General features: G+C 39.8%; 12 protein-coding genes. 10 read left to right on the forward strand and 2 right to left on the reverse strand.

Annotation, left to right across the window (positions count from 1 at the left end):
* The first annotated feature begins 267 nt into the window (after positions 1–267).
* From proB to A3Q34_RS13350, 6 genes are all read left to right on the forward strand, one after another.
* Complete coding sequence (proB, locus tag A3Q34_RS13330) at positions 268–1,446, forward strand: glutamate 5-kinase (protein ID WP_070375797.1); 1,179 nt, start codon at positions 268–270, stop codon at positions 1,444–1,446.
* 254 nt (positions 1,447–1,700) lie between these two features.
* Positions 1,701–3,047: a DASH family cryptochrome gene (locus A3Q34_RS13335; RefSeq protein ID WP_070375798.1), complete on the forward strand. Its 1,347-nt coding sequence runs from the start codon at positions 1,701–1,703 to the stop codon at positions 3,045–3,047.
* On the forward strand, positions 3,040–4,596 hold the full coding sequence (locus A3Q34_RS13340) for a cryptochrome/deoxyribodipyrimidine photo-lyase family protein (RefSeq protein ID WP_231907359.1): 1,557 nt from the start codon (positions 3,040–3,042) through the stop codon (positions 4,594–4,596). The genes A3Q34_RS13335 and A3Q34_RS13340 overlap by 8 nt, the downstream gene beginning before the upstream one ends.
* A gap of 6 nt (positions 4,597–4,602) precedes the next feature.
* Entirely contained in the window at positions 4,603–4,749 is a 147-nt protein-coding gene (locus A3Q34_RS20095; protein WP_083278015.1) for a DUF2256 domain-containing protein, read from the forward strand.
* Positions 4,750–4,800: 51 nt separating this feature from the next.
* Positions 4,801–6,351: a cryptochrome/photolyase family protein gene (locus A3Q34_RS13345; protein WP_070375799.1), complete on the forward strand. Its 1,551-nt coding sequence runs from the start codon at positions 4,801–4,803 to the stop codon at positions 6,349–6,351.
* Positions 6,352–6,479: 128 nt separating this feature from the next.
* Entirely contained in the window at positions 6,480–6,731 is a 252-nt protein-coding gene (locus A3Q34_RS13350; protein WP_070375800.1) for a TIGR03643 family protein, read from the forward strand.
* Between the two features lie 110 nt (positions 6,732–6,841).
* On the opposite strand, the gene putA is transcribed toward A3Q34_RS13350, so the two are convergent.
* Both putA and A3Q34_RS13360 read right to left on the reverse strand, forming a co-directional pair.
* Positions 6,842–10,666: a bifunctional proline dehydrogenase/L-glutamate gamma-semialdehyde dehydrogenase PutA gene (putA, locus tag A3Q34_RS13355; RefSeq protein WP_070375801.1), complete on the reverse strand. Its 3,825-nt coding sequence runs from the start codon at positions 10,664–10,666 to the stop codon at positions 6,842–6,844.
* A 420-nt stretch (positions 10,667–11,086) separates the two neighbouring features.
* Positions 11,087–12,883, reverse strand: a complete 1,797-nt coding sequence (locus tag A3Q34_RS13360) for a PhoX family protein (RefSeq protein ID WP_070375802.1) — start codon at positions 12,881–12,883, stop codon at positions 11,087–11,089.
* A 174-nt stretch (positions 12,884–13,057) separates the two neighbouring features.
* Here A3Q34_RS13360 and A3Q34_RS13365 point away from each other — a divergent pair, with 174 nt between their 5' ends.
* From A3Q34_RS13365 to aceF, 4 genes are all read left to right on the forward strand, one after another.
* Positions 13,058–14,704, forward strand: coding sequence for a hypothetical protein (locus A3Q34_RS13365; RefSeq protein WP_070375803.1), 1,647 nt, complete (start codon positions 13,058–13,060; stop codon positions 14,702–14,704).
* 535 nt (positions 14,705–15,239) lie between these two features.
* On the forward strand, positions 15,240–16,001 hold the full coding sequence (gene pdhR, locus A3Q34_RS13370) for a pyruvate dehydrogenase complex transcriptional repressor PdhR (protein ID WP_157471132.1): 762 nt from the start codon (positions 15,240–15,242) through the stop codon (positions 15,999–16,001).
* Positions 16,002–16,298: 297 nt separating this feature from the next.
* Entirely contained in the window at positions 16,299–18,986 is a 2,688-nt protein-coding gene (aceE, locus tag A3Q34_RS13375) for a pyruvate dehydrogenase (acetyl-transferring), homodimeric type (RefSeq protein ID WP_070375805.1), read from the forward strand.
* 19 nt (positions 18,987–19,005) lie between these two features.
* On the forward strand, positions 19,006–20,673 hold the full coding sequence (gene aceF / locus A3Q34_RS13380; protein ID WP_070375806.1) for a dihydrolipoyllysine-residue acetyltransferase: 1,668 nt from the start codon (positions 19,006–19,008) through the stop codon (positions 20,671–20,673).
* Positions 20,674–20,750 lie beyond the last annotated feature (77 nt).

Genomic DNA, 20,750 nt, shown 5'->3' on the forward strand with positions numbered 1-20,750 from the left:
CAATTGAAAAATTATCTTTTTTAGTATATGATATCCGCACTCATTTGTCGATTGCCGTCAAATTCTAACGTTTTTACCAACGTTTCAGCAATTTTTTATCTATTACTTTTAACGCGGTCAACCGCAGATAAATTTATGTTATCAGTAATAAGCAATAATTCTAATACGACAATAAAATATCACGAAAATAGCTGCAATTTGTTGAATCAATTTTGTGAATGATTCAACGCTACTATTTATTTTAATTAATCAGAGCACGGAGTAATTTTGCCCTCATTTGAACAACAAAAAACTGATAAATCTTCTCGAAGCAAGCCACGTATCGTTATTAAAGTGGGTTCGAGTCTCTTAGCAAATGTTAAAAATTTAACACCTAGTTTTGCTTTCATGCATGGTCTGTTAAGTGACATCTCTTTGTTACGCGAGCAAGGCTACGAAGTTGTACTGACCTCTTCTGGTTCAGTCGCATTAGGTCTAAATACGGTTGGTTGCACTATTGAAAATGCTAGTGTGCAAGATAAGCAAGCGGCTGCCGCTTGTGGACAACCCATCTTAATGCATGCCTACAAGCAAATTGCACTTGAGTATGGTTTTGATATAGCACAGGTTTTAGTTACCTTAGATGATTTAGAAAATAGACGTCGCTTTCTCAATATTAAAAATACCGTTCATCGCCTGATAAAACAAGGCGTAATGCCTATCGTCAACGAAAATGATACGGTGACTACAGAAGAAATTCGCGTCGGAGATAATGACAGACTTGCTGCTAAAGTCGCTCAAATGATTGGCGCAGAGTATTTGTTTATTCTTACCTGTATCGATGGCGTGTATGACCGAGACCCTTCAGAAGAAGGCGCAGTTTTTGTCGACTCTATCGAAGATGTTAGTAGTTATATGGAAGCGGCAAGCGGCACCAGCTCTTTAGGTACCGGTGGCATGCTAACTAAACTACAAGCGGCCAATATGGCGCAAAATGCTGGTTGTACAACCATTATTTCGAGAGGGACGATGGAAGCGCCTGTTACCGGAATATTGCACGGTGATCGCAGACACACTAAGTGTATTGCTCACTCATCACCTTCATCAGCATGGAATATCTGGCTAACTGACCGTTTACAAATGGCCGGTAGTTTAGTGATAAAACAAGAAGTTGCTGATGCATTATTTGGCGGTGACGAAGGATTTACCTGTCACGATGTTGTTTCAATACATGGCAACTTCGAGCGCGCAGATGTGCTTCACGTCTACGACGAAAAAGGTGAAGAAATAGCACGTGGTTTGTGTAACTTCTCATCGGATGAAACAGCCATTATTGCTAGTCGTCCAGACGAAACGGTGCAAAATATCCTTGGGTATAGCGCTTCACAACGATTGATCAATAGTGAAAACTTGGTCGTCTTAAGTGAACATCATCTTTCTTGGGATGAACCTGTTCAAGATGATTAATTGATTAAATGACCTCTGCAGTAATGCAGAGGTTTTTTTTTATCACTTAAATACACTCGTCATTATTACCTATTCAGTGTTAGCCTCAGCTAACCGACTCAACTATGATTTTCTGTAAACCCTGCTTTTATCAATTAGTGGCCGATTAACTGCCTGACTACATCGAGTTACACCCGCATATAATAACTTAACGATGTTGATCTAATCGCTAAGCTAATTCGTATATAGTTTTTTTGAATCTTCGAATTATATCTATGAAACGTTCCTTATACTGGGTGACTAACGATCTTCGTCTCAATGACAACATTGCACTTAACTTAGCCAGCCAAAGCGAACAATTACTTTGTGTTTATGTCGTTGATAAAAAGTGGTTCGAGCCAAAGAACTATCAATCTAAACCTTTGGGTGATAAACGCTGGCACTTCTTACAGGGGTGTTTGAGTGATTTTAATCAAAGTTTATTAGCATTAGATCAACAACTTTACATTGTTTACGGAGACACATTGTCGAGTTTAACCGCGCTCTGTGAAAAATATGATATTACCGATGTTATTACCACACGTCTTCCTGGCACATATGAAAACAGTTTAATTGATGAGCTCGGTCGGCGTTTGCCCGAAGCGGATATTCATCAGGTCGATCAATTTACGTTATTCCCACATCACATTTTACCCTTTGAACTTGAGCAACTCCCGATAAGTTATTCTAAGTTTAGAAAGGTGATGGCTGATATTAGCATCGCTGATGTTGCACCCAGCACTCAATCTTTGCCCAGTATGTTTGTTAATATGCCTTCACCAACAATTTTTAGGCCATCGTGGTTACCTAACACACCTTATCAAAGGGCAAAGTGTGGTTATAATTTTGAGGGTGGTGAAACTGCCGGTTTAAAACAACTTAGTCGTTATTTTTCATCGGCTTTACCGGCTGATTATAAACAGGTTAGAAATAATTTAGACGGCTGGAATAATAGCAGTAAGTTATCGGCTTGGTTAAATTATGGCTGTATCTCTGCACGGCAAGTAAACCGCTCCATTACTGATTTTGAAGAGCAGCAAGGGGAAAATAGTTCAACACAATGTCTATATTTAGAATTATTATGGCGCGAATACTTCCAGTGGTTACATTTTAAAGTCGGTGTAAAAACCTACCAATTTAAAGGTTTGGCTGAACATCCACCCTTAACTTCATTTTATCCTGAGCGTTTTAATAAATGGTGCTTAGGTCAAACTCCTTATCCGCTTGTTAATGCCTGTATGAATGAATTAATGACCACAGGTTATATAAGTAATCGAGCCCGTCAAATTGTAGCCAGTTGTTTGGTTAACGAACTCAGTGTTGATTGGCGATTTGGCGCGGCTTGGTTTGAAGAGCAGCTAATGGATTATGATGCTGGAGTTAATTGGGGTAATTGGCAGTATATTGCGGGTGTCGGCGTTGACCCTAGAGGTGGCAGACATTTCAATATTGAAAAGCAAACAGCACTGTATGACCCTGATGGAGTTTATCAGGCTAAGTGGCTTACTCGAGATGATTACTCGAGTAAGCCACTTGATTCTGTCGACGCTTCTGATTGGCCGGTGCAACCGCTAAATGACTAAGACACTTATTGAAGAAACACCGATGAATACTGCGGTAAATGTTGTTTGGCTGAAACGTGATTTACGGCTCAGTGATCATCAACCTTTAGTGCAAGCGATTAAATCGGGTCAAACCTTGCTTTACTACGTCTTTGAACCGCTACTTATAAATGATCCTCATTATGATGAGCGGCATTGGCGTTTTGTTTGGCAATCTATTGCTGATATGAATAGTCAGCTAGCCGCTTTTAATTCACGGGTATATTTGTATTTTGGTGATGCAATAGCGGGCTTAATTGAAATCAATAACGTCTTTAAAATAAGCGGGTTGTTTAGCCACGAAGAAGTGGGTTTACTATCGACCTTTGAGAGAGATAAATCGGTACAACAGTGGTGCCAAGCACAAGATATAGTTTGGAATGAGAGTCAATTTGGTGCAGTAAGTCGTGGCAAAAAAAATAGAATTGATTGGGACAAACACTGGCACCAAGTGATGAAAGCCCCGCTGGAACAAGCCAAACTGTCGGATGATGTTCTAGCGAGTTGCACATTAATAGATAAGCTATTTTTCTGCAGTTTTCCAATATCATGGTCAATAACGGATGACTTTATGCTTAAAGGTGGTGAGCTTTGGGCGCAAAGAACCCTGCAATCCTTCTTAAAGGGTCGTGGTAAGGGGTATCATTTTGATATCTCTAAACCGCAAGCAAGTCGTAAAAGTTGCTCTCGGTTGTCACCTTATCTAGCCTGGGGCAATATAAGTTTAAGAGAGTTCTATCAAACTATTTTGATAACAAGATCAGAGCGGGGTTGGAAACGACCAATAGACGCGCTGGCTTCTCGGCTACATTGGCATTGTCACTTTATTCAAAAATTTGAAAGTGAACATCAAATGCAATGGCGACCCGTGAATAAAGCCTATAATGACTTAATGTATCCAGATATTCATTGTGGACTGAGTGTTGAAGAACGACTAGATAAATGGAAAACTGCGCAAACAGGTTATCCATTAGTTGACGCTTGTATGCGTTGTTTAGAGCAAACTGGCTATATAAATTTTCGTATGCGGGCGATGCTAGTGAGTTTTTTATGCCATCATTTACTGGTGGATTGGCGATTAGGCGTTACCCATTTAGCACAATTATTTCTTGATTTTGAACCTGGCATTCATTACCCACAATTTCAAATGCAGTCTGGTGTTACTGGTACTAATATCATAAGGGTTTATAACCCGGTTAAGCAATCATTAGAGAAAGATAGTCATGGTGAATTCCTGAGAAAATGGTTACCTGAATTAGTTGAGTTACCCAATGAAGTTATTCATACACCCTGGTTATTGTCACCCATGGAACAACAGCTTTATCAATGCCAATTAGGTGATGATTATCCATCTCCTATGGTTGATATCAACGAAACAGGCAAGATCGCTCGCGATTTACTGTGGGGCTTTCGTCAACGATTTACCACCAAAAAAGAAGGGCAACGTATTGTAGCTAAACATGTTAGAGGTAATAAAAAAATATCCAAAGCTAAAAAACCTCAACAGTTAAAAATTGCAGAAAGTGACTAAGTTATCATGCATAAAAAATTAACGTTACCCGAGAAAAATTGCCAGACTTGTAAAAAGAATTTCTTTTGGCGTAAAAAATGGCAAGCGTGTTGGGAAGATGTCCGCTATTGCTCTGAGCGTTGCCGACGAAGTAAAAATGACAGCATCAGCTAAAATAATTATGTATAGATCAATTCAAAGTTAAATGTAAAGTAAGGTAAATTAATGAAGGCGAAACATCTTAGGCTAATATTAGGCGATCAACTTAATGTTATGCACAGCTGGTTTGAACGGGTCGATAGCGATGTTGTTTATGTCATCGCAGAGCTTTATCAAGAAGCTAATTATACTAAGCACCACAGTCAGAAGATAACAGCGTTTTTTGCTGCTATGGATAATTTTGCTCAAACTCTGGAGAGTAAAGGGCATCAGGTTTGCTATTTAACCTTAGATGAAACAGCAAAATATCAAGATTTACCTGCTTTGATCGCCACATTAGTGACCACTTATGCCAGTGAAGACTTTAGTTTTATGCGTCCTGATGAATATCGATTGCGCGCGCAATTAAGCGAGATGTCAGCTCAATTATCGGTACCTGTCTATGAAGTCGACAGTGAACACTTTTTATTACCCTTTGATGAACTCGCTGATCATTTTAAAGCCGCTACCCACGTAAGAATGGAAAATTTTTATCGTTTTATGCGCAAGCGCTTTGCTATTTTAATGAATGGCGCCAAGCCTGAAGGTGATGCTTGGAATTTTGATGCGAATAATCGTCAATCTTTTAAAAAAACCGATCTTAAATTTATCCCTAAACCACTGGTCTTTGACAACCCAGCAAGTGATTATTTACAACGGATAAAACATCATAAGATTGACACGATAGGGCGTGAATCTGAGCATGTTGCTTATCCTATTAATCGCCAACAATCGCTAGAATTATTAACGTTCTTTTGCGAACATCAGTTAGAAAACTTTGGTAATTTTCAAGATGCGATGACTGTAGCCTCACCTTATGCTTGGAGTTTGTACCACTCGCGGCTGAGTTTTTCATTGAACTGTAAAATGCTTAATCCGCTTGAGGTCATTGAAACGGCTTTGGCTGCCTATCAAGCATCAGCAGGTAAAATAACCTTAGCGCAAATCGAAGGTTTTGTTAGACAAATATTAGGCTGGCGCGAATATGTTAGAGGTATGTATTGGGCTAATATGCCTAATTATGCCGAGCAGAATTTTTTAGAGGCAAAGCGTGATTTACCCGCTTTCTTCTGGAACGCTAATACTAAAATGCAGTGCTTAAGAAGTGCAATCTCGCAATCACTCAAACATGCCTATGCTCACCATATTCAACGATTGATGATCACCGGCAACTTTGCTTTACTGGCGGGTATAACGCCTAGCCAAGTCGATGATTGGTATTTAGGTATCTACATTGACGCGATTGAATGGGTAGAATTACCGAATACCCGCAGCATGGCACTTTTTGCTGACGGTGGTTGGATAGCGACAAAACCTTATGCGGCTAGTGGTAATTATGTCAATAAAATGAGTGATTATTGCAAAGGTTGCCATTACAACGTTAAAGAAAAAGTGGGCGCCAATGCCTGCCCATTAAACAGTTTGTATTGGAATTTTATTGATCAAAATTATGATAAGTTTGCTGGCAATCATAGAATGAGTTTCCCTATTCGTAACTGGGATAAAATGGAGCCTGCGAAAAAAATTGAAATTAGAGAGCACGCAACACAGTTATTGAATAATCTAGATAATTTATAGGCTCATGAGTTAGCGCTGGCTAGATAGGCAGACCTTCAGTTAATGGATAAAAGTTAGGCGCTAATGGTCTTTATTTATCAGTGGCGCGTATAACGGTTATGTTTATTTATTACCTTTAGGATCCTTTTATGCAATTTTCTATGGATGAAGAGTCAAGAATTATAGAAATGGCTTGGGAAGATAGAACACCATTTGAAGCAATAGAACATCAGTTTAGTTTGCAAGAGCCTGATGTTATTAAGTTTATGCGTAGTCACTTAAAACCTAGAAGCTTTAGATTATGGCGAGAAAGAGTAAGTGGACGCTCAACCAAGCATGTAAAATTAAGAAGTCCTGACGTATCGAGAGGATACTGCCCAACGCAATATAAACAACGTTGATGACAGCTATATAAAAAAATATCAATAAAAAGGGCATCTTATGATGCCCTTTTTCGTTTGATTTGTAAGTAATGACCCATAACGGGTCATACTTTTTAGGCAATCAGTTGTTAATCTTCTTCAACTAAGGTCATCAGCGATGTATTACCACCTGATGCCGTCGTATCAATACTAATCGTTTTCTCGGTTAATAGACGCTGGATCAAATTATCGAAATATTCTGAACTGATCACTGGCAATATCGCCCCTTGACGTTCAGCTAATTTTTCACTGATAAAGTGCTTACGATCACAATGGCTGTCGACCACAACACCTGACAAGGCAGGGTGCGCTAACATCGTTGATAAGTGGCGTAAACGTGCAACCTGAAAAACACCTTCATCGGCACCCGTAGAGAGGAACTTGTCTCTAAAGGCGATGGCTTCATCATAATACAAATCAGAAACAACACTCACAACGGTATTACCGGTAGCCAACGCCGTTACAATAGATAGTACCCAGAAGTGAAAGCTCACTGTCGCATCGGCAAAACAGATAATATTACCGCGGTTTTCCAAATACAACACATTAGACTCACCTGTTGGTCCTGGTAAGAATGTTGGCTTTTTCAAACGCTTTTCAATATCAATCAATTGTGAACGAGCGCCTTTTAAGGTCAGATTTAAATCGTCGGCTAAATCATCAACAATATCAATATGCGCAATTTTGGCTAACAGCTGACGAACACAAGAAAGACGGGTATTTAACTCTGTTAAGCGCCAGCCTTTTTCTGCTGCATTTGCCTTGTCCATAAACAAAGTTGAGGCTTTATCTGATTCTGCATCACCGTCTAATGCTTCTACCTGTGAAGGTAGTAAGTTAAATTGTTCGGCATCTGGCGTAGCTTTTTCAATAACTAAACGTGTTAAGTAATTGGGTCCACCTGCTTTTGGTCCTGTACCTGAAAGACCACGGCCACCAAAAGGTTGGACACCAACAATGGCGCCAATCATATTACGGTTAATATAAACATTCCCCGCGCGTGACAACTTAGCTAAATCAAAGGCACGGTGTTCAATACGCGTATGAATACCCATAGTTAAACCAAAACCTGTACCATTAATTTTATCGATAACCGCTTCTATTTCATTGCCTTTAAAACGTACAATGTGCACACAAGGGCCAAAGACTTCTTTTTTAAGGACGCTAATATCTTTAATTTCATAAAGACGAGGCGCAAAAAAGAAATGCTCGTTACCTGCCACTTCAGCTGATATTTCACACTGATATAATAATTGACCATGGGTTTGCATATAGTCACTGTGTGCATTGAGCGCGCTGAGGGCTTTTTCATCAATTACTGGGCCGATATCTGTGCTTAAATATTCTGGGTTACCGACATGTAATTCTGCTAAGGCACCCTTAAGCATAGTAATGACATTATCAGCGATGTCTTCTTGTAAAAATAATACACGAAGCGCAGAACAGCGCTGACCTGCCGATTGAAATCCTGAAGAAATAACATCGTCAACAACTTGCTCAGGCAAGGCAGTTGAGTCAACTATCATACAATTTTGTCCACCGGTTTCAGCGATGAAAGGGACTTGATCGCCACCTCTATCAGCCAAGGTTTGTGAAATTATTGTCCCTGTTTCAGTGGAACCTGTAAACATAACGGTTTGAATACGACTGTCTGGCACAATAACACTGCCCACTTCGCTGCCGCGAGCAATAACCGCTTGCACAACACCTTCAGGTAGTCCAACCGACTCCATCAGTTCAATGGTGCGCAAGGCAATTAAACTCGTTTGTTCAGCAGGTTTTGCTAATACGGTATTACCGGTAGCGATTGCCGCAGCAACTTGCCCTAAAAATATCGCTAATGGGAAATTCCATGGGCTGATACACAGTACTACACCACGAGCTTCTAAGCGTTCATCTTCTTCGAGTTCAATCGCTTGGTTAGCATAATAACGACAAAAATCGACGGCTTCTCTGACTTCATCAATACCATCTTGCGCAATTTTACCCGCTTCTTTAATACATAAGGCGATAAGTTCGTCCATATGGCGTTCAAGAATATCGGCAACGCGACATAACAAATCGGCACGTTCAGATACCGGTGTTTTCGACCACGAAGCAAATGTTGCTTGTGCGGTGTCGATCATTGCCAGCATGTCATCTTTAGTGTGGTGTTGATGGAAACCTATGACTTCACTATGGTTGGCGGGGTTTTTAACCGCTACCGAGCCTGCAGGTACATCATTTTCATTGATGTGATGATCGGTAAACCAGTTATCTAATGACAATTTTAACGGCGCTATAGCATTAATATCGGTTAAGTCTAGCCCTTTAGAATTATCACGGCCCAGACCTTTCGCATCATGATACAAGGCGATAGGTTTAACTATTTGCTGGTTATATTTATCTTTTAAGCGCTGGGTCTTTTCAACGGGATCGCCCAATAAAGATTCGACTGGCTGAGACTCATCAACGATAGCATTAACAAAAGAAGAGTTAGCGCCGTTTTCTAATAAACGACGGACTAAGTAAGCTAATAGCTCTTCATGATGACCAACAGGTGCGTAAATTCGACATTGAATATTTTCACTTGAGACAATTTGGTCATACAAAGAATCGCCCATGCCATGTAAACATTGGAACTCAAAACCTTCTTTATCATCGCCAGCTAGCTCAACAATGGTTGCCGCGGTGTAAGCATTATGCGTAGCAAACTGTGGATAGATGCTATCTCTGTATTCCAGTAATTTATTGGCACAGGCGTGGTAAGAAACATCGGTAGAAGACTTACGCGTGAAAACAGGAAAATGCTGAAGACCATCTTTTTGAGCATTCTTAATTTCAGTATCCCAATAAGCACCTTTAACCAAACGGATCATCATTTTTCGGTTAGCACGTAGGGTTAAGTCACGTAACCAATCGACGACAAAAAGTGCACGTTTTTGATAAGCTTGTAAAGCCATACCAAAACCTGTCCAATCGCCTAACTCGTTATCACTAAAAACCGCTTCAATAATATCAAGTGATATATCTAAGCGTTCAGATTCTTCGGCATCAACGGTTAAACCAATGTTATAACTTTTTGCTTGTAAGCAAAGCGCTTTAAGTTTTGGCACAATTTCGGCCATAACGCGGGCTTTGTGGGTAAATTCGTAGCGAGGATGAATGGCTGAAAGCTTAACCGATATACCGGGCACTCGGCGAGGATCATTTTTACCCGAGGCGCGAGCAACAGCGCCGATGGCATCAATTGCAACTTGATAAGATTTAAAGTAACGATCTGCATCCGCCATGGTGCGAGCACCTTCACCGAGCATATCGTAGGAATAGACATAACCTTGTTGTTCTTTAGTGGCAGCACGCGCTGTTGCCGCTTGAATAGTTTCGCCCATCACAAACTGCTTACCCATTATTTTCATGGCGTAGTTCATTGACTTACGAATAACTGGCTCGCCTAAGCGACCAATGACTTTTTTCAATAAACCAAAGCTGTCTTTTTTGCGTTTATCGGCATAATTAACCATAGTGCCGGTAATTAATAAGCCCCATGATGAAGCATTAACAAACAGTGAATCACTGCTGCCTAAATGACTGCTCCACTGGCCTTGAGAAATTTTGTCACGAATTAAGGCATCTTGAGTATGTTTGTCTGGCACACGTAATAAGGCTTCAGCCAGACACATCAATACCACACCTTCTTCACTTGAGAGTGAGTACTCTTTTAATAGGGAATCAATTGCGCCATTCCCAGATTGGTCTTCACGAATTTGTAAAACCATTTTGCGAGCTCTTTCCCAAGCTCTACTTCTAGCACTAACATTAACTTCTGCCACAGGTAGAATATGATCTACTGCTATATTTTCATCAATACGATAAAATTCACGGATTTTCTGACGAATTGGGCAGTCTGTGCTAAACGAACCATTAAAAAGCATATACTCTTCCTCAAAATGACTACATAGCAGCTTGGTGCTATATAGCGATAGTTACAATAGAATTTGTTTGTTTAATTCTGATTTGCCTAATTATAAATGTCGCTATAGTACAATACCACCATAGAATGTATTTCCTGGCCAAATAAGATATAAAATATACGGTATAATATGTGTGATCGCTTAAAAATACTGCTGTTTACGCTAAGTTGCCATGGCATTTACTTAGCATTTACTTGCTATGGTTGAGTTAATATTTAGTGAGTTTTTTGTATTGCTAAGTCATTTGTTAATGCTGAAATTAAAGCAACCTCTAGCGATTGCTAGCGAGCGGCAAATAGACTTATATTTGTATCGTTTTTTATGTGAAAAAAAGCCCAGACATGCTGGGCTATATCAATATTAACGCTGAATTTTTAAAGGTTACTCACCTTTAGGGTTATAAATCCAAAGGGCGTTGTTAACATGCTTACTGGTGTCTTCACCAATTAAGACACGACCATCGTCCATCACCGCTAAATTATCAGGGTTGGATATACCATTAACATCGCATTTGTTGCCATTGGCATCGCCGTCTGAATTATAAGCGCCACCGACAACGACTGGTTCCATGCGGTTAACGTTGAAATCTGTTTGGACACCAAAGCGATATACCGCGCCACAGTAAGCTGATGAATCAAGCTGAATATCACCTTCATTATCAACCATACCTTTTCCAACTGAAGACATAGCAACATACATATAAGGTACGGCACCACTGGCAACACCATCATAATTAATGACGACACCTTCCATCTTACGAAATTCAGTGGTTGCGCCTTTGGCTTTAGCTGCACGTAATGTTTCTAAAAAGGCGTAGCGGTCGTCGCCAGTTCCATTGGTTGCCCAATCATCTATTTCTGTTTGTGTGATATAGCTGGTTTCACCTTCAAGGTAATCAGCTTCCGTAATACCATTGTATGAATTTATCCAAGTTTTTATTTCGGTATTATTACTGCTCCCTAACTCAATCCACTGAATATCAAAGCCGGCTTTTGCTGGCGCACTTGTTGCGTCTTGCGTTAATTTAGCAGCATATAAAGTGCCAGCACTTAAATCACCAGCATTGGTAGCAACAAATTTATAAAAGGCTTTATTGGAACCATCATCTGTGGTGTAAACTGTTTTCCAATCGGGCATTACCACCGAATTTTCATGGGCAACACGACCTAAGGTAAAATGCTTTACTGGCGTTGGGCTCGTTGACGTTGGGTCTGTAATTTCAACTATATAGCCGTAATCATAAGGGTTGGGTAATGTTGAACTTGCTAAATAGGTTTGTAAGTTTTTAACATCTGGGTAGCTAGGATAGCCATCTAAGTAAGCGGTGTTATTCCATTGCTCGGTATTTTCAGCTTCGTAGTTTTCTTCTGATGTTAAAGGGGTATTCCATGGTGATAGCGTACCAAAACAATTAATGATTGTGCCTAATACCGCTGAAAAATCAACGTTAATCGCATCACCTATTGTCCAAGTGCCACTGTCTTCTTTAGTTAGTTCTATACGGCTCATTGCCCCAGGGCGATCTTCCCATGCGGTGAATAAAAAACCTGTGTCACCACTGGCAGAGGTTGGGACGAAGGCATTAAAATCAGGATCTTGAGATTGCTTAATCTTAGTTGCTTGATCAGCACTAGCAATCGCGCCTAAACCATGAGGTAATTGGTTATTTAAGGTATCACCTGCTTGCCCCAAAACTTGGTAAGTTCCGGCAACAACCCGTACTGCCATTTTTTCTGTATCGGTTGTTGGAACCGATAAACTCTCAGTCATAGGGTCAAGCGTACTCCAGTCAAATCCGGTTACTACGCCAACTTTTGCTGGCGTTTCGTTACCTGACAGATCTGAAGGGTGTTGTACATTAAAGAAAAGTTCATCGTTATCCGTTAAAAACATACCCGTAATTTCTGCCCCTACTGGCACGGTTGCTAAGCGGGTTAGTTTTGCTGCAGCTGTCAGGTTTTGCCCATTAGCCCCATCACTCCCGTTAGCGCCATCAGTACCATCAGTTCCATTAGTACCGTTGACACCATCATTGCCATTGCTACCATCTAATCCAATAACGCCATTAGAACCATTTGTCCCATTTTTACCGTCATCACCACCACACGCTGTTAACATTGACGAACCGAGAATCACTGCTATGAGTGTCGCTATTTTTCTTTTTTTTAGATTCAGCATTTTATCTTCCTAGAGTTATGTGTAAAAACGCTATTAAAGTAATATCGGGGTGTGACAATTAGGTGACTTCTTTTTGACTTTATTGTTAAGAAAATATGAAAGTTCGCTTCAAATAACTGTAATAAAAGCCTTGTATAATTTACTGAATATATAAATGAGGGGCTATTAAAGCTTATGAAAAATTACGTGTTAATATTTAGTTTACTAGTGACGATTTCCTTTATTGGTTTTTCGAGTTTATCAAAAAGTGAAAAAATGACTCAGGGCTTATTACCCGAAGTAGACATGAGTGAAATAATCACGCCGACAGCTAATGGCAGCATTAATGAAGAAGCACCTATTCCATCGCAGTGTTACACCAAAACTGCAGGGAGTAACAATCCCTGTTACACCTGCCATCAAACCTACAGCCATACTGAAACTGATAGTTACCGTAATAATTTACGTAATGACGGGGTTAATCAGGGGCTTTACAACTTTTCGGATGAAGGTGAGAGTAATAGCTGGAAAAACTTATTTGTTAACCGCGAACCCTGGATAGCAAAAATATCTGATGAACAAATAGCACAATACATAGATCAAGATAACTACAGTCAATTGTCGACGACATTAAAAGATAATGACTGGCAAGGTTTTATTCCCGATTTGAAAAACTATAATTTAGCCGGTGAAGCCTTTAATGATAAAGGTATTGCTAAAGATGGCACAGGTTGGGTGGCGTTTAATTACAAGCCCTTTCCGGGAACCTTTTGGCCAACGAATGGCGCCACAGATGATGTATTAATTCGCTTATCAGCAGAGTTTAGGCAACTTAATGGCGAATATAATGAAGATGTCTATTTAATTAATCTTTCGCTAGTTGAAATGAGTATTAAGGCTTTACCACAAATAGATATTTTCCCAGCCGATGAAGTAACGCTTAATAGCGACTTAAATATAGATGGTCAATTAACCGGACAAGTTGAATTATTGCTAGCTCAAGAATACTTTGTTGGCGATGCCAAGCAGATTAAGGTGCCTCGTCAACAATACCCGGTTAACACCGAAATTATGCATTCAGTTCGTTATGTTGGGATTGATCAAAAGGGTGAAACCACTATTCCGCAACGAATGAAAGAGTTGCGTTATATGACAAAAACGCAATTATTAAATGACTCGGCAATAGATAGTGCTTATCGGCGAGAGCGAAAAGAGAAACTTGATGAACAATTACCCAGTTACATCCGTGTTAAAGACCGTGGTTTTAATAATAAATTTGGCTGGCTTATTCAAGGCTACATAGAAGATTATAATGGTGAGTTACGACCTCAGTCTTATGAAGAAACTTTCTACTGCATGGGTTGTCACTCCGCTATAGGTACCACTATTGATCAAACGTTTGCTTTTCCAAGAAAAGTAACTGGACGAGCAGGTTGGGGCTATATTAATTTAAAAGGCATGAAAGATGCACCATCGAAAGGACAGCAAGAGGGGGAGATTTTACAATATCTGCAAATTAATGGTGGCGGTAATGAGTTTCGAGAAAACACGGAAATGCACAGCAAGTGGTATAACAAAGATGGCTCTGTTAATAAGGAAAAAGTAAAGCAAGCGGACGTTTATGCCTTAATTACCCCGTCCAAGCAACGTGCTTATGCGATGAATAAAGCCTATACCCAAATTGTCAGAACGCAGAGTTTTATTCATGGCCGCGATGTCAATATTACGCCTGCAATTAACGTTCATAAAACAATCGATGAATCAGTTGCACCATTAGAGCCAGAGCATCGAGTAGAAGGGTGGGATATTCGTTTAGATTGGTCAGATAAAGCGATAAATTAAAAAATAGTCCTATAATTCATTATTGCTTTGTGTCGCATAAATTGACTTTTAATTAATGGAAACTCACCTTTGTAAAGGGCTATTTTATTTAACATCTAGCCCTTTTATAAGAGTTAAGCGTAATTTATAGCGGGCTGTTCAATAATTTTTATGATGTTTTTTTGATCTGTTATCGAATCACAATGCGTATAAAAATGACAATAACCAGATAAAATAATTTAGCTTAATGACCATTTTTTTTGGTTTAATATTGTTCGATACAAGGCTTTTATTTGAGTTGTTGTGCTAGCTATTCAAACAGTTGTTTGGAGTTAGAGCTCTAAAATAGTACTTGGAAAATCAGCCTAGCTGTTCTATCTTCTCTTTACAAAATGTGTTTTTTTTGGTATTTTTACACCACTTTTTTGATTGGTAAGACCAATTTACCTCTTGGTTTTTAGAAGATTTACAAAGAAAGTTTAATCACTTTTTAGTTATATCTAACTCTAGGCCAATAAAACTATAGGTTAAGCTGTTAGTTATGACATTGTCAGGTATCCAAAAGCCAGTTAAGCAAGCAAAATTGTCGGATGTAATTTTACGACAATTAGAGGCCTTGATTCTTGAAGGTAGCTTGCAAGCAGGTGAAAAATTACCACCTGAACGAGAGTTAGCAAAACAATTTGATGTTTCTCGACCCTCATTACGCGAAGCTATTCAAAAGTTAGAAGCTAAAGGCTTAGTAAATCGTCGCCAAGGTGGTGGCACATTTGTTAGTGACCAAATTTTATCAGGCTTGTCTGATCCGTTATTTGAGTTAATGTCGAAAAGTAAAGAGTCGCAATTTGATCTCTTAGAGTTTCGTCATGGTATTGAAGGGATGTCATCATATTATGCGGCGATGCGAGGCACGGAAAATGATTTTGCTGAAATACAGAAAAAGCATGACGGTATTGGCAATGCCCAGTTAGAAAATGATTTACGTTTAGAGGCTGAGGCTATATTCGACTTTTATCTTGCTATATGTGCGGCGTCACACAATGCGGTCACTTTGCACTTAGCGCGAAGTATGTCGAGTTTGTTGATTGATAATATTGAGCAAAATCTTACTGTCTTAGCTAAGCGCCCAGATATATTTGCGCAAATGGCTGAATTTAGAAAACGCTTGTTAGACGCAATTATTAGTGGTCAGCCACAAAAAGCTTGGGGGGCAAGTCACCGTCACCTCGCTTTTATAGAAGAAGTGCTACTAAAAATGTCACAAGAAGATAGTCGCATGGAAAGATCAATGCGCAGAATGCAACGTAGTGAATATTAATGGCTATTACGTTGCAAAATAAAATTTAGAAAATAACTGTTTAACGTTAATCAAAGCATGTAAATATGCAAAAGTTGACTATCTTTAAACACAGAAATTTAACTTATAGCTATCATCATTTAAGATGTTGACGTTTAGTGTGAGTGCAAAATTATAGATACAAGGCATTTGTTTGCAGCAATGGTTTGCTATTGCAACAATGAGTAACGCCGTAGTGCTAGTTTTGAAACGCAATAAACCTGCATATAGAGTAATGATGACTATATATACTTACTAACTATTGGAAACTAAGTAATTATGTCTGAGCTCCCAAAAATTGATTTAGATTCATTGGAAACCCAAGAGTGGTTGGAATCTATGGATTCTATTCTGGAAAATGAAGGTCCAGATCGTGCACATTTCATTTTAGAAAAACTTATTGACCGCGCTCGTCGCAGTGGCACACATTTACCTTTTGAAGCAAAAACAGCTTATGTAAATACCATACCTCCTGGGCAAGAGCCTAATATGCCAGGTGATCAAACGATTGAAGCGCGCATTCGTGCAGCTATCCGTTGGAACGCTTTAGTTCTGGTACTTCGTGCGTCGAAAAAAGATTTAGACTTAGGTGGACATATTGGCAGTTTTGCTTCTTCTGCGATGTTATACGATGTCGGTTTTAATCACTTCTTTAGAGCGGCTTCTGACAAAGACGGTGGTGACTTTATTTTCGCGCAAGGACATATCTCTCCAGGTATTTATGCGCGTGCCTTTATGGAAGGTCGTTTAACTGAATCTCAAATGGATAACTTTCGTCAAGAATGTGATGGTAAAGGGTTATCTTCTTATCCTCACCCTCATTTGATGAAAGATTTCTGGCAGTTCCCAACGGTTTCTATGGGACTAGGTCCATTACAAGCCATTTATACTGCGCGTTTCCTTAAATATTTAACCGATCGTGGTATCAAAGATTGTTCAGCACAACGCGTTTACTGTTATTTAGGTGATGGCGAGACTGATGAGCCAGAATCATTAGGTGCTATTGGTTTAGCTTCGCGTGAAGGTTTAGATAACTTAACATTTGTTATTAACTGTAACTTACAGCGTTTAGATGGCCCTGTTCGTGGTAATGGCAAAATTATTCAAGAGCTTGAAGGTACTTTCCGTGGCGCTGGCTGGGAAGTCGTTAAAGTTATTTGGGGTTCTTACTGGGATGCCCTTATTGCCCGTGACACTTCAGGTAAACTTTTACAACTTATGGAAGAAACGGTTGACGGTGAATACCAAAACTGTAAAGCCAAGGGTGGTAAATATACCCGTGAGAACTTTTTCAATAAATACCCTGAGACAGCGGCATTGGTTGCCAATATGTCTGATGAAGATATTTATCGTTTGAATCGTGGTGGCCATGATCCGGTTAAAGTTTACGCCGCTTATAAAAAAGCGATAGAAACTAAAGGTCGTCCAACTGTCATTCTAGCAAAAACAGTAAAAGGTTTTGGTTTAGGTGCCTCAGGCGAAGCATTGAATGTTGCTCATAACGTGAAGAAAATGGATGTTGAGTCTATTAAGCTTTACCGTGATCGTTTCAATATGCCGATCAATGATGATGAAATTGCTGATTTGCCTTTCTATCGATTCCCTGAAGACAGCGAAGAGTTCAAGTACATGAAAGCGCGTCGTGAAGCGTTAGGGGGTTCTTTACCGGCTCGTCGTGTACAAGCAGATGAAACGTTAGAAATCCCATCTCTTAAAGTCTTTGACGCAATATTGAAAGGCTCTGGTGATCGTGAAGTTTCTTCAACAATGACCTTTGTTCGTGTATTGAATGCACTATTAAAAGATAAAAAAATAGGCAAGCGTATCGTGCCTATTATCCCTGATGAAGCGCGTACTTTTGGTATGGAAGGTTTATTCCGCCAAGTGGGTATTTACGCAAACGAAGGGCAAAAATACATTCCTCAAGATGCTGACCAAGTTGCTTATTATCGTGAAGATAAAAAAGGTCAGGTTTTACAAGAAGGTATTAATGAATTAGGTGCTATGGCGTCTTGGGTTGCAGCGGGTACGTCTTACTCTACTTGTAATGCGACAACAATCCCATTTTACATCTACTACTCTATGTTTGGTTTCCAACGTGTTGGTGACTTAGCTTGGGCAGCGGGTGATAGCCAAGCAAAAGGCTTTTTACTAGGCGCTACTGCCGGTCGAACAACCTTGAATGGTGAAGGTTTACAACATCAAGATGGTCACTCACATGTGCAAGCAGGTTTGATCCCTAATTGTGTGACGTACGATCCTACCTATGGTTATGAAATATCGGTTATTGTGCGTGAAGGTTTACGTCGCATGTATGAAGAAAATGAAAATATTTTCTTTTACTTAACCTTGATGAACGAAAACTATAAACATCCGGCGATGCCTGAAAATAAAAATGTTGAAGAGCAAATAATTAAAGGTATTTACAAGCTTGAAACGGTAGCAGCGAAGAAAGCTTCGAAAAAACCAAAAGTTAACGTGCAGTTGATGGGCTCAGGCACTATCTTGGAAAAGGTACGTGAAGCGGCACAAATTTTAAGTGCTGATTACGGTATTTCAAGTGATGTTTACTCAGTAACTTCATTCAATGAATTAGCCCGTGACGGTCAAGATGTTGCACGCTGGAATATGCTTCACCCAGAAAGTAAGCAAAAACAAGCGTACATTTCTAACGTTATTACCAAAGAAAATGGTCCTGCAATTGCAGCAACTGATTATATTAAAAACTATTCAGAGCAAGTGCGTGCCTACATAGACACCGAATACCGCTGTTTAGGTACCGATGGTTTTGGTCGCAGTGACAGTCGCGCTAATTTACGTACTCACTTTGAAGTGAATGCTGCTTATATTGTTGTTGCGGCGTTATTTGAGTTAGCTAACCGTGGTGATGTTGAGCGTTCAGTAGTTACTGAAGCGATTAAACGCTTTGATATTGACACTGAAAAACTTAACCCACTTTACGCATAAGCAGACTAGGAGATTTAATATGTCAGATAGTCAAAAAATTCTAGTCCCTGATGTTGGTGGCGACGAAGTAGAAATTATTGAAATTTGTTTTGCTGTTGGTGATTCAATCGAAGCAGACGAAGGAATTGTTACCGTTGAAACTGATAAAGCATCAATGGACATCCCTGCACCATTTGCTGGAAAGTTATCGGCATTATTGGTCAGTGTCGGCGATAAGATTAAAGAAGGTGATGTGATTGCTGAAATGACATCATCGCAAGCAGCACCCGAAACGGCTGAAGCTACAGAGGAAACTACAGACGAAGCGCCAGCAGAAGCTGTAGAAGAAACGGTTGCAGAAGTTGAGTCAACTCCTGCACCTGCTAAGGCGGCGGTATCAGCAGAAAGTGAAATTATTGATATTGCCGTGCCTGATATTGGTGAAGACGGCGAAGTTGAAATTATCGACGTTTTAGTGAGTGTTGGTGATGTTATTGAAGTTGAAGATGGTTTAATCACCTTAGAAACAGATAAAGCGACGATGGATGTGCCTTCGTCACATGCGGGTACCGTTAAAGAAGTATTGGTTAGCGTTGGTGGCAAAGTAAAGCAGGGCGCTATTGTTATTAAGCTTGAAACATCAAGTGGCTCACCAGTTGAAGTCGCTGCTCCTGCTCCTGTTGCTGAAGAAGTTGCTGAAGCACCAAAAGCTAAACCCGCACCACAAAAGGCTGCTCCTGTTCCGCATCATCCACAAGCGGGCACAGTGGCTTCATCGGGTAGTATCTATACTTCGCCATCGATTCGCCGTATTGCACGTGAATATGGTGTTGATTTAACCTTAGTTAAAGGAACGGGCAGAAAAAGTCGTATTTTAAAAGAAGACGTACAGTCTTACGTGAAATACGAACTGTCTCGACCTAAAGCTAACGCGGGTAGCTCTGTTGCTGCGGGTGAGGGTGGCTTACAGGTCGTCAGTGCTAAGGCTATCGATTTCTCGAAATTTGGCGAAATTGAAACGAAAGCACTTACGCGTATTCAAAAAATATCAGGTCCATTTCTTCATCGTAATTGGGTAACTATTCCACATGTTACTCAATTTGATGAAGCTGATATCACTAATGTTGAAGCGTTTCGTAAAGAACAAAATGTTATTTGTGAAAAGAAAAAGCTAGGCTTTAAGATCACACCATTAGTCTTTATTTTAAAAGCGGTTGCTGATGCTTTACGTGAATTCCCTGCGTTTAACTCAAGTTTGAGTGAAGACGGAGAAAGCTTAATTCTCAAGAAATACATTCACATTGGTGTTGCTGTTGATACGCCTAATGGTTTAGTCGTTCCGGTAGTTCGTGATGTCGACCAAAAAGGTATTCATCAACTCTCTCGTGAACTTCTAGAAATTAGCATGAAAGCACGAGATGGCAAATTGAAAGCGACCGATATGCAAGGTGGATGTTTTACTATTTCTAGCCTTGGTGGTATTGGTGGTACAGCATTCACGCCGATTGTTAATGCTCCAGAAGTGGCAATTTTAGGTGTTTCAAAATCAGAAATAAAACCTAAGTGGAATGGTAAGGATTTTGAGCCTAAACTTATGTTGCCATTATCAATGTCGTACGACCATCGTGTTATTGACGGTGCCTTAGCCGCGCGCTTTACGGTACACTTAGCCAGTGTAATGTCTGATATTCGTCAATTGATCTTATAATTGATAGAGTCTTTGACGCTAAGATAAAAGTGAGTAGGCAGAAATGCTTCTCACTTTTTACTACTTTGGTCAAAGAA

Source organism: Colwellia sp. PAMC 20917 (assembly GCF_001767295.1).
Classification (GTDB): domain Bacteria; phylum Pseudomonadota; class Gammaproteobacteria; order Enterobacterales; family Alteromonadaceae; genus Colwellia_A.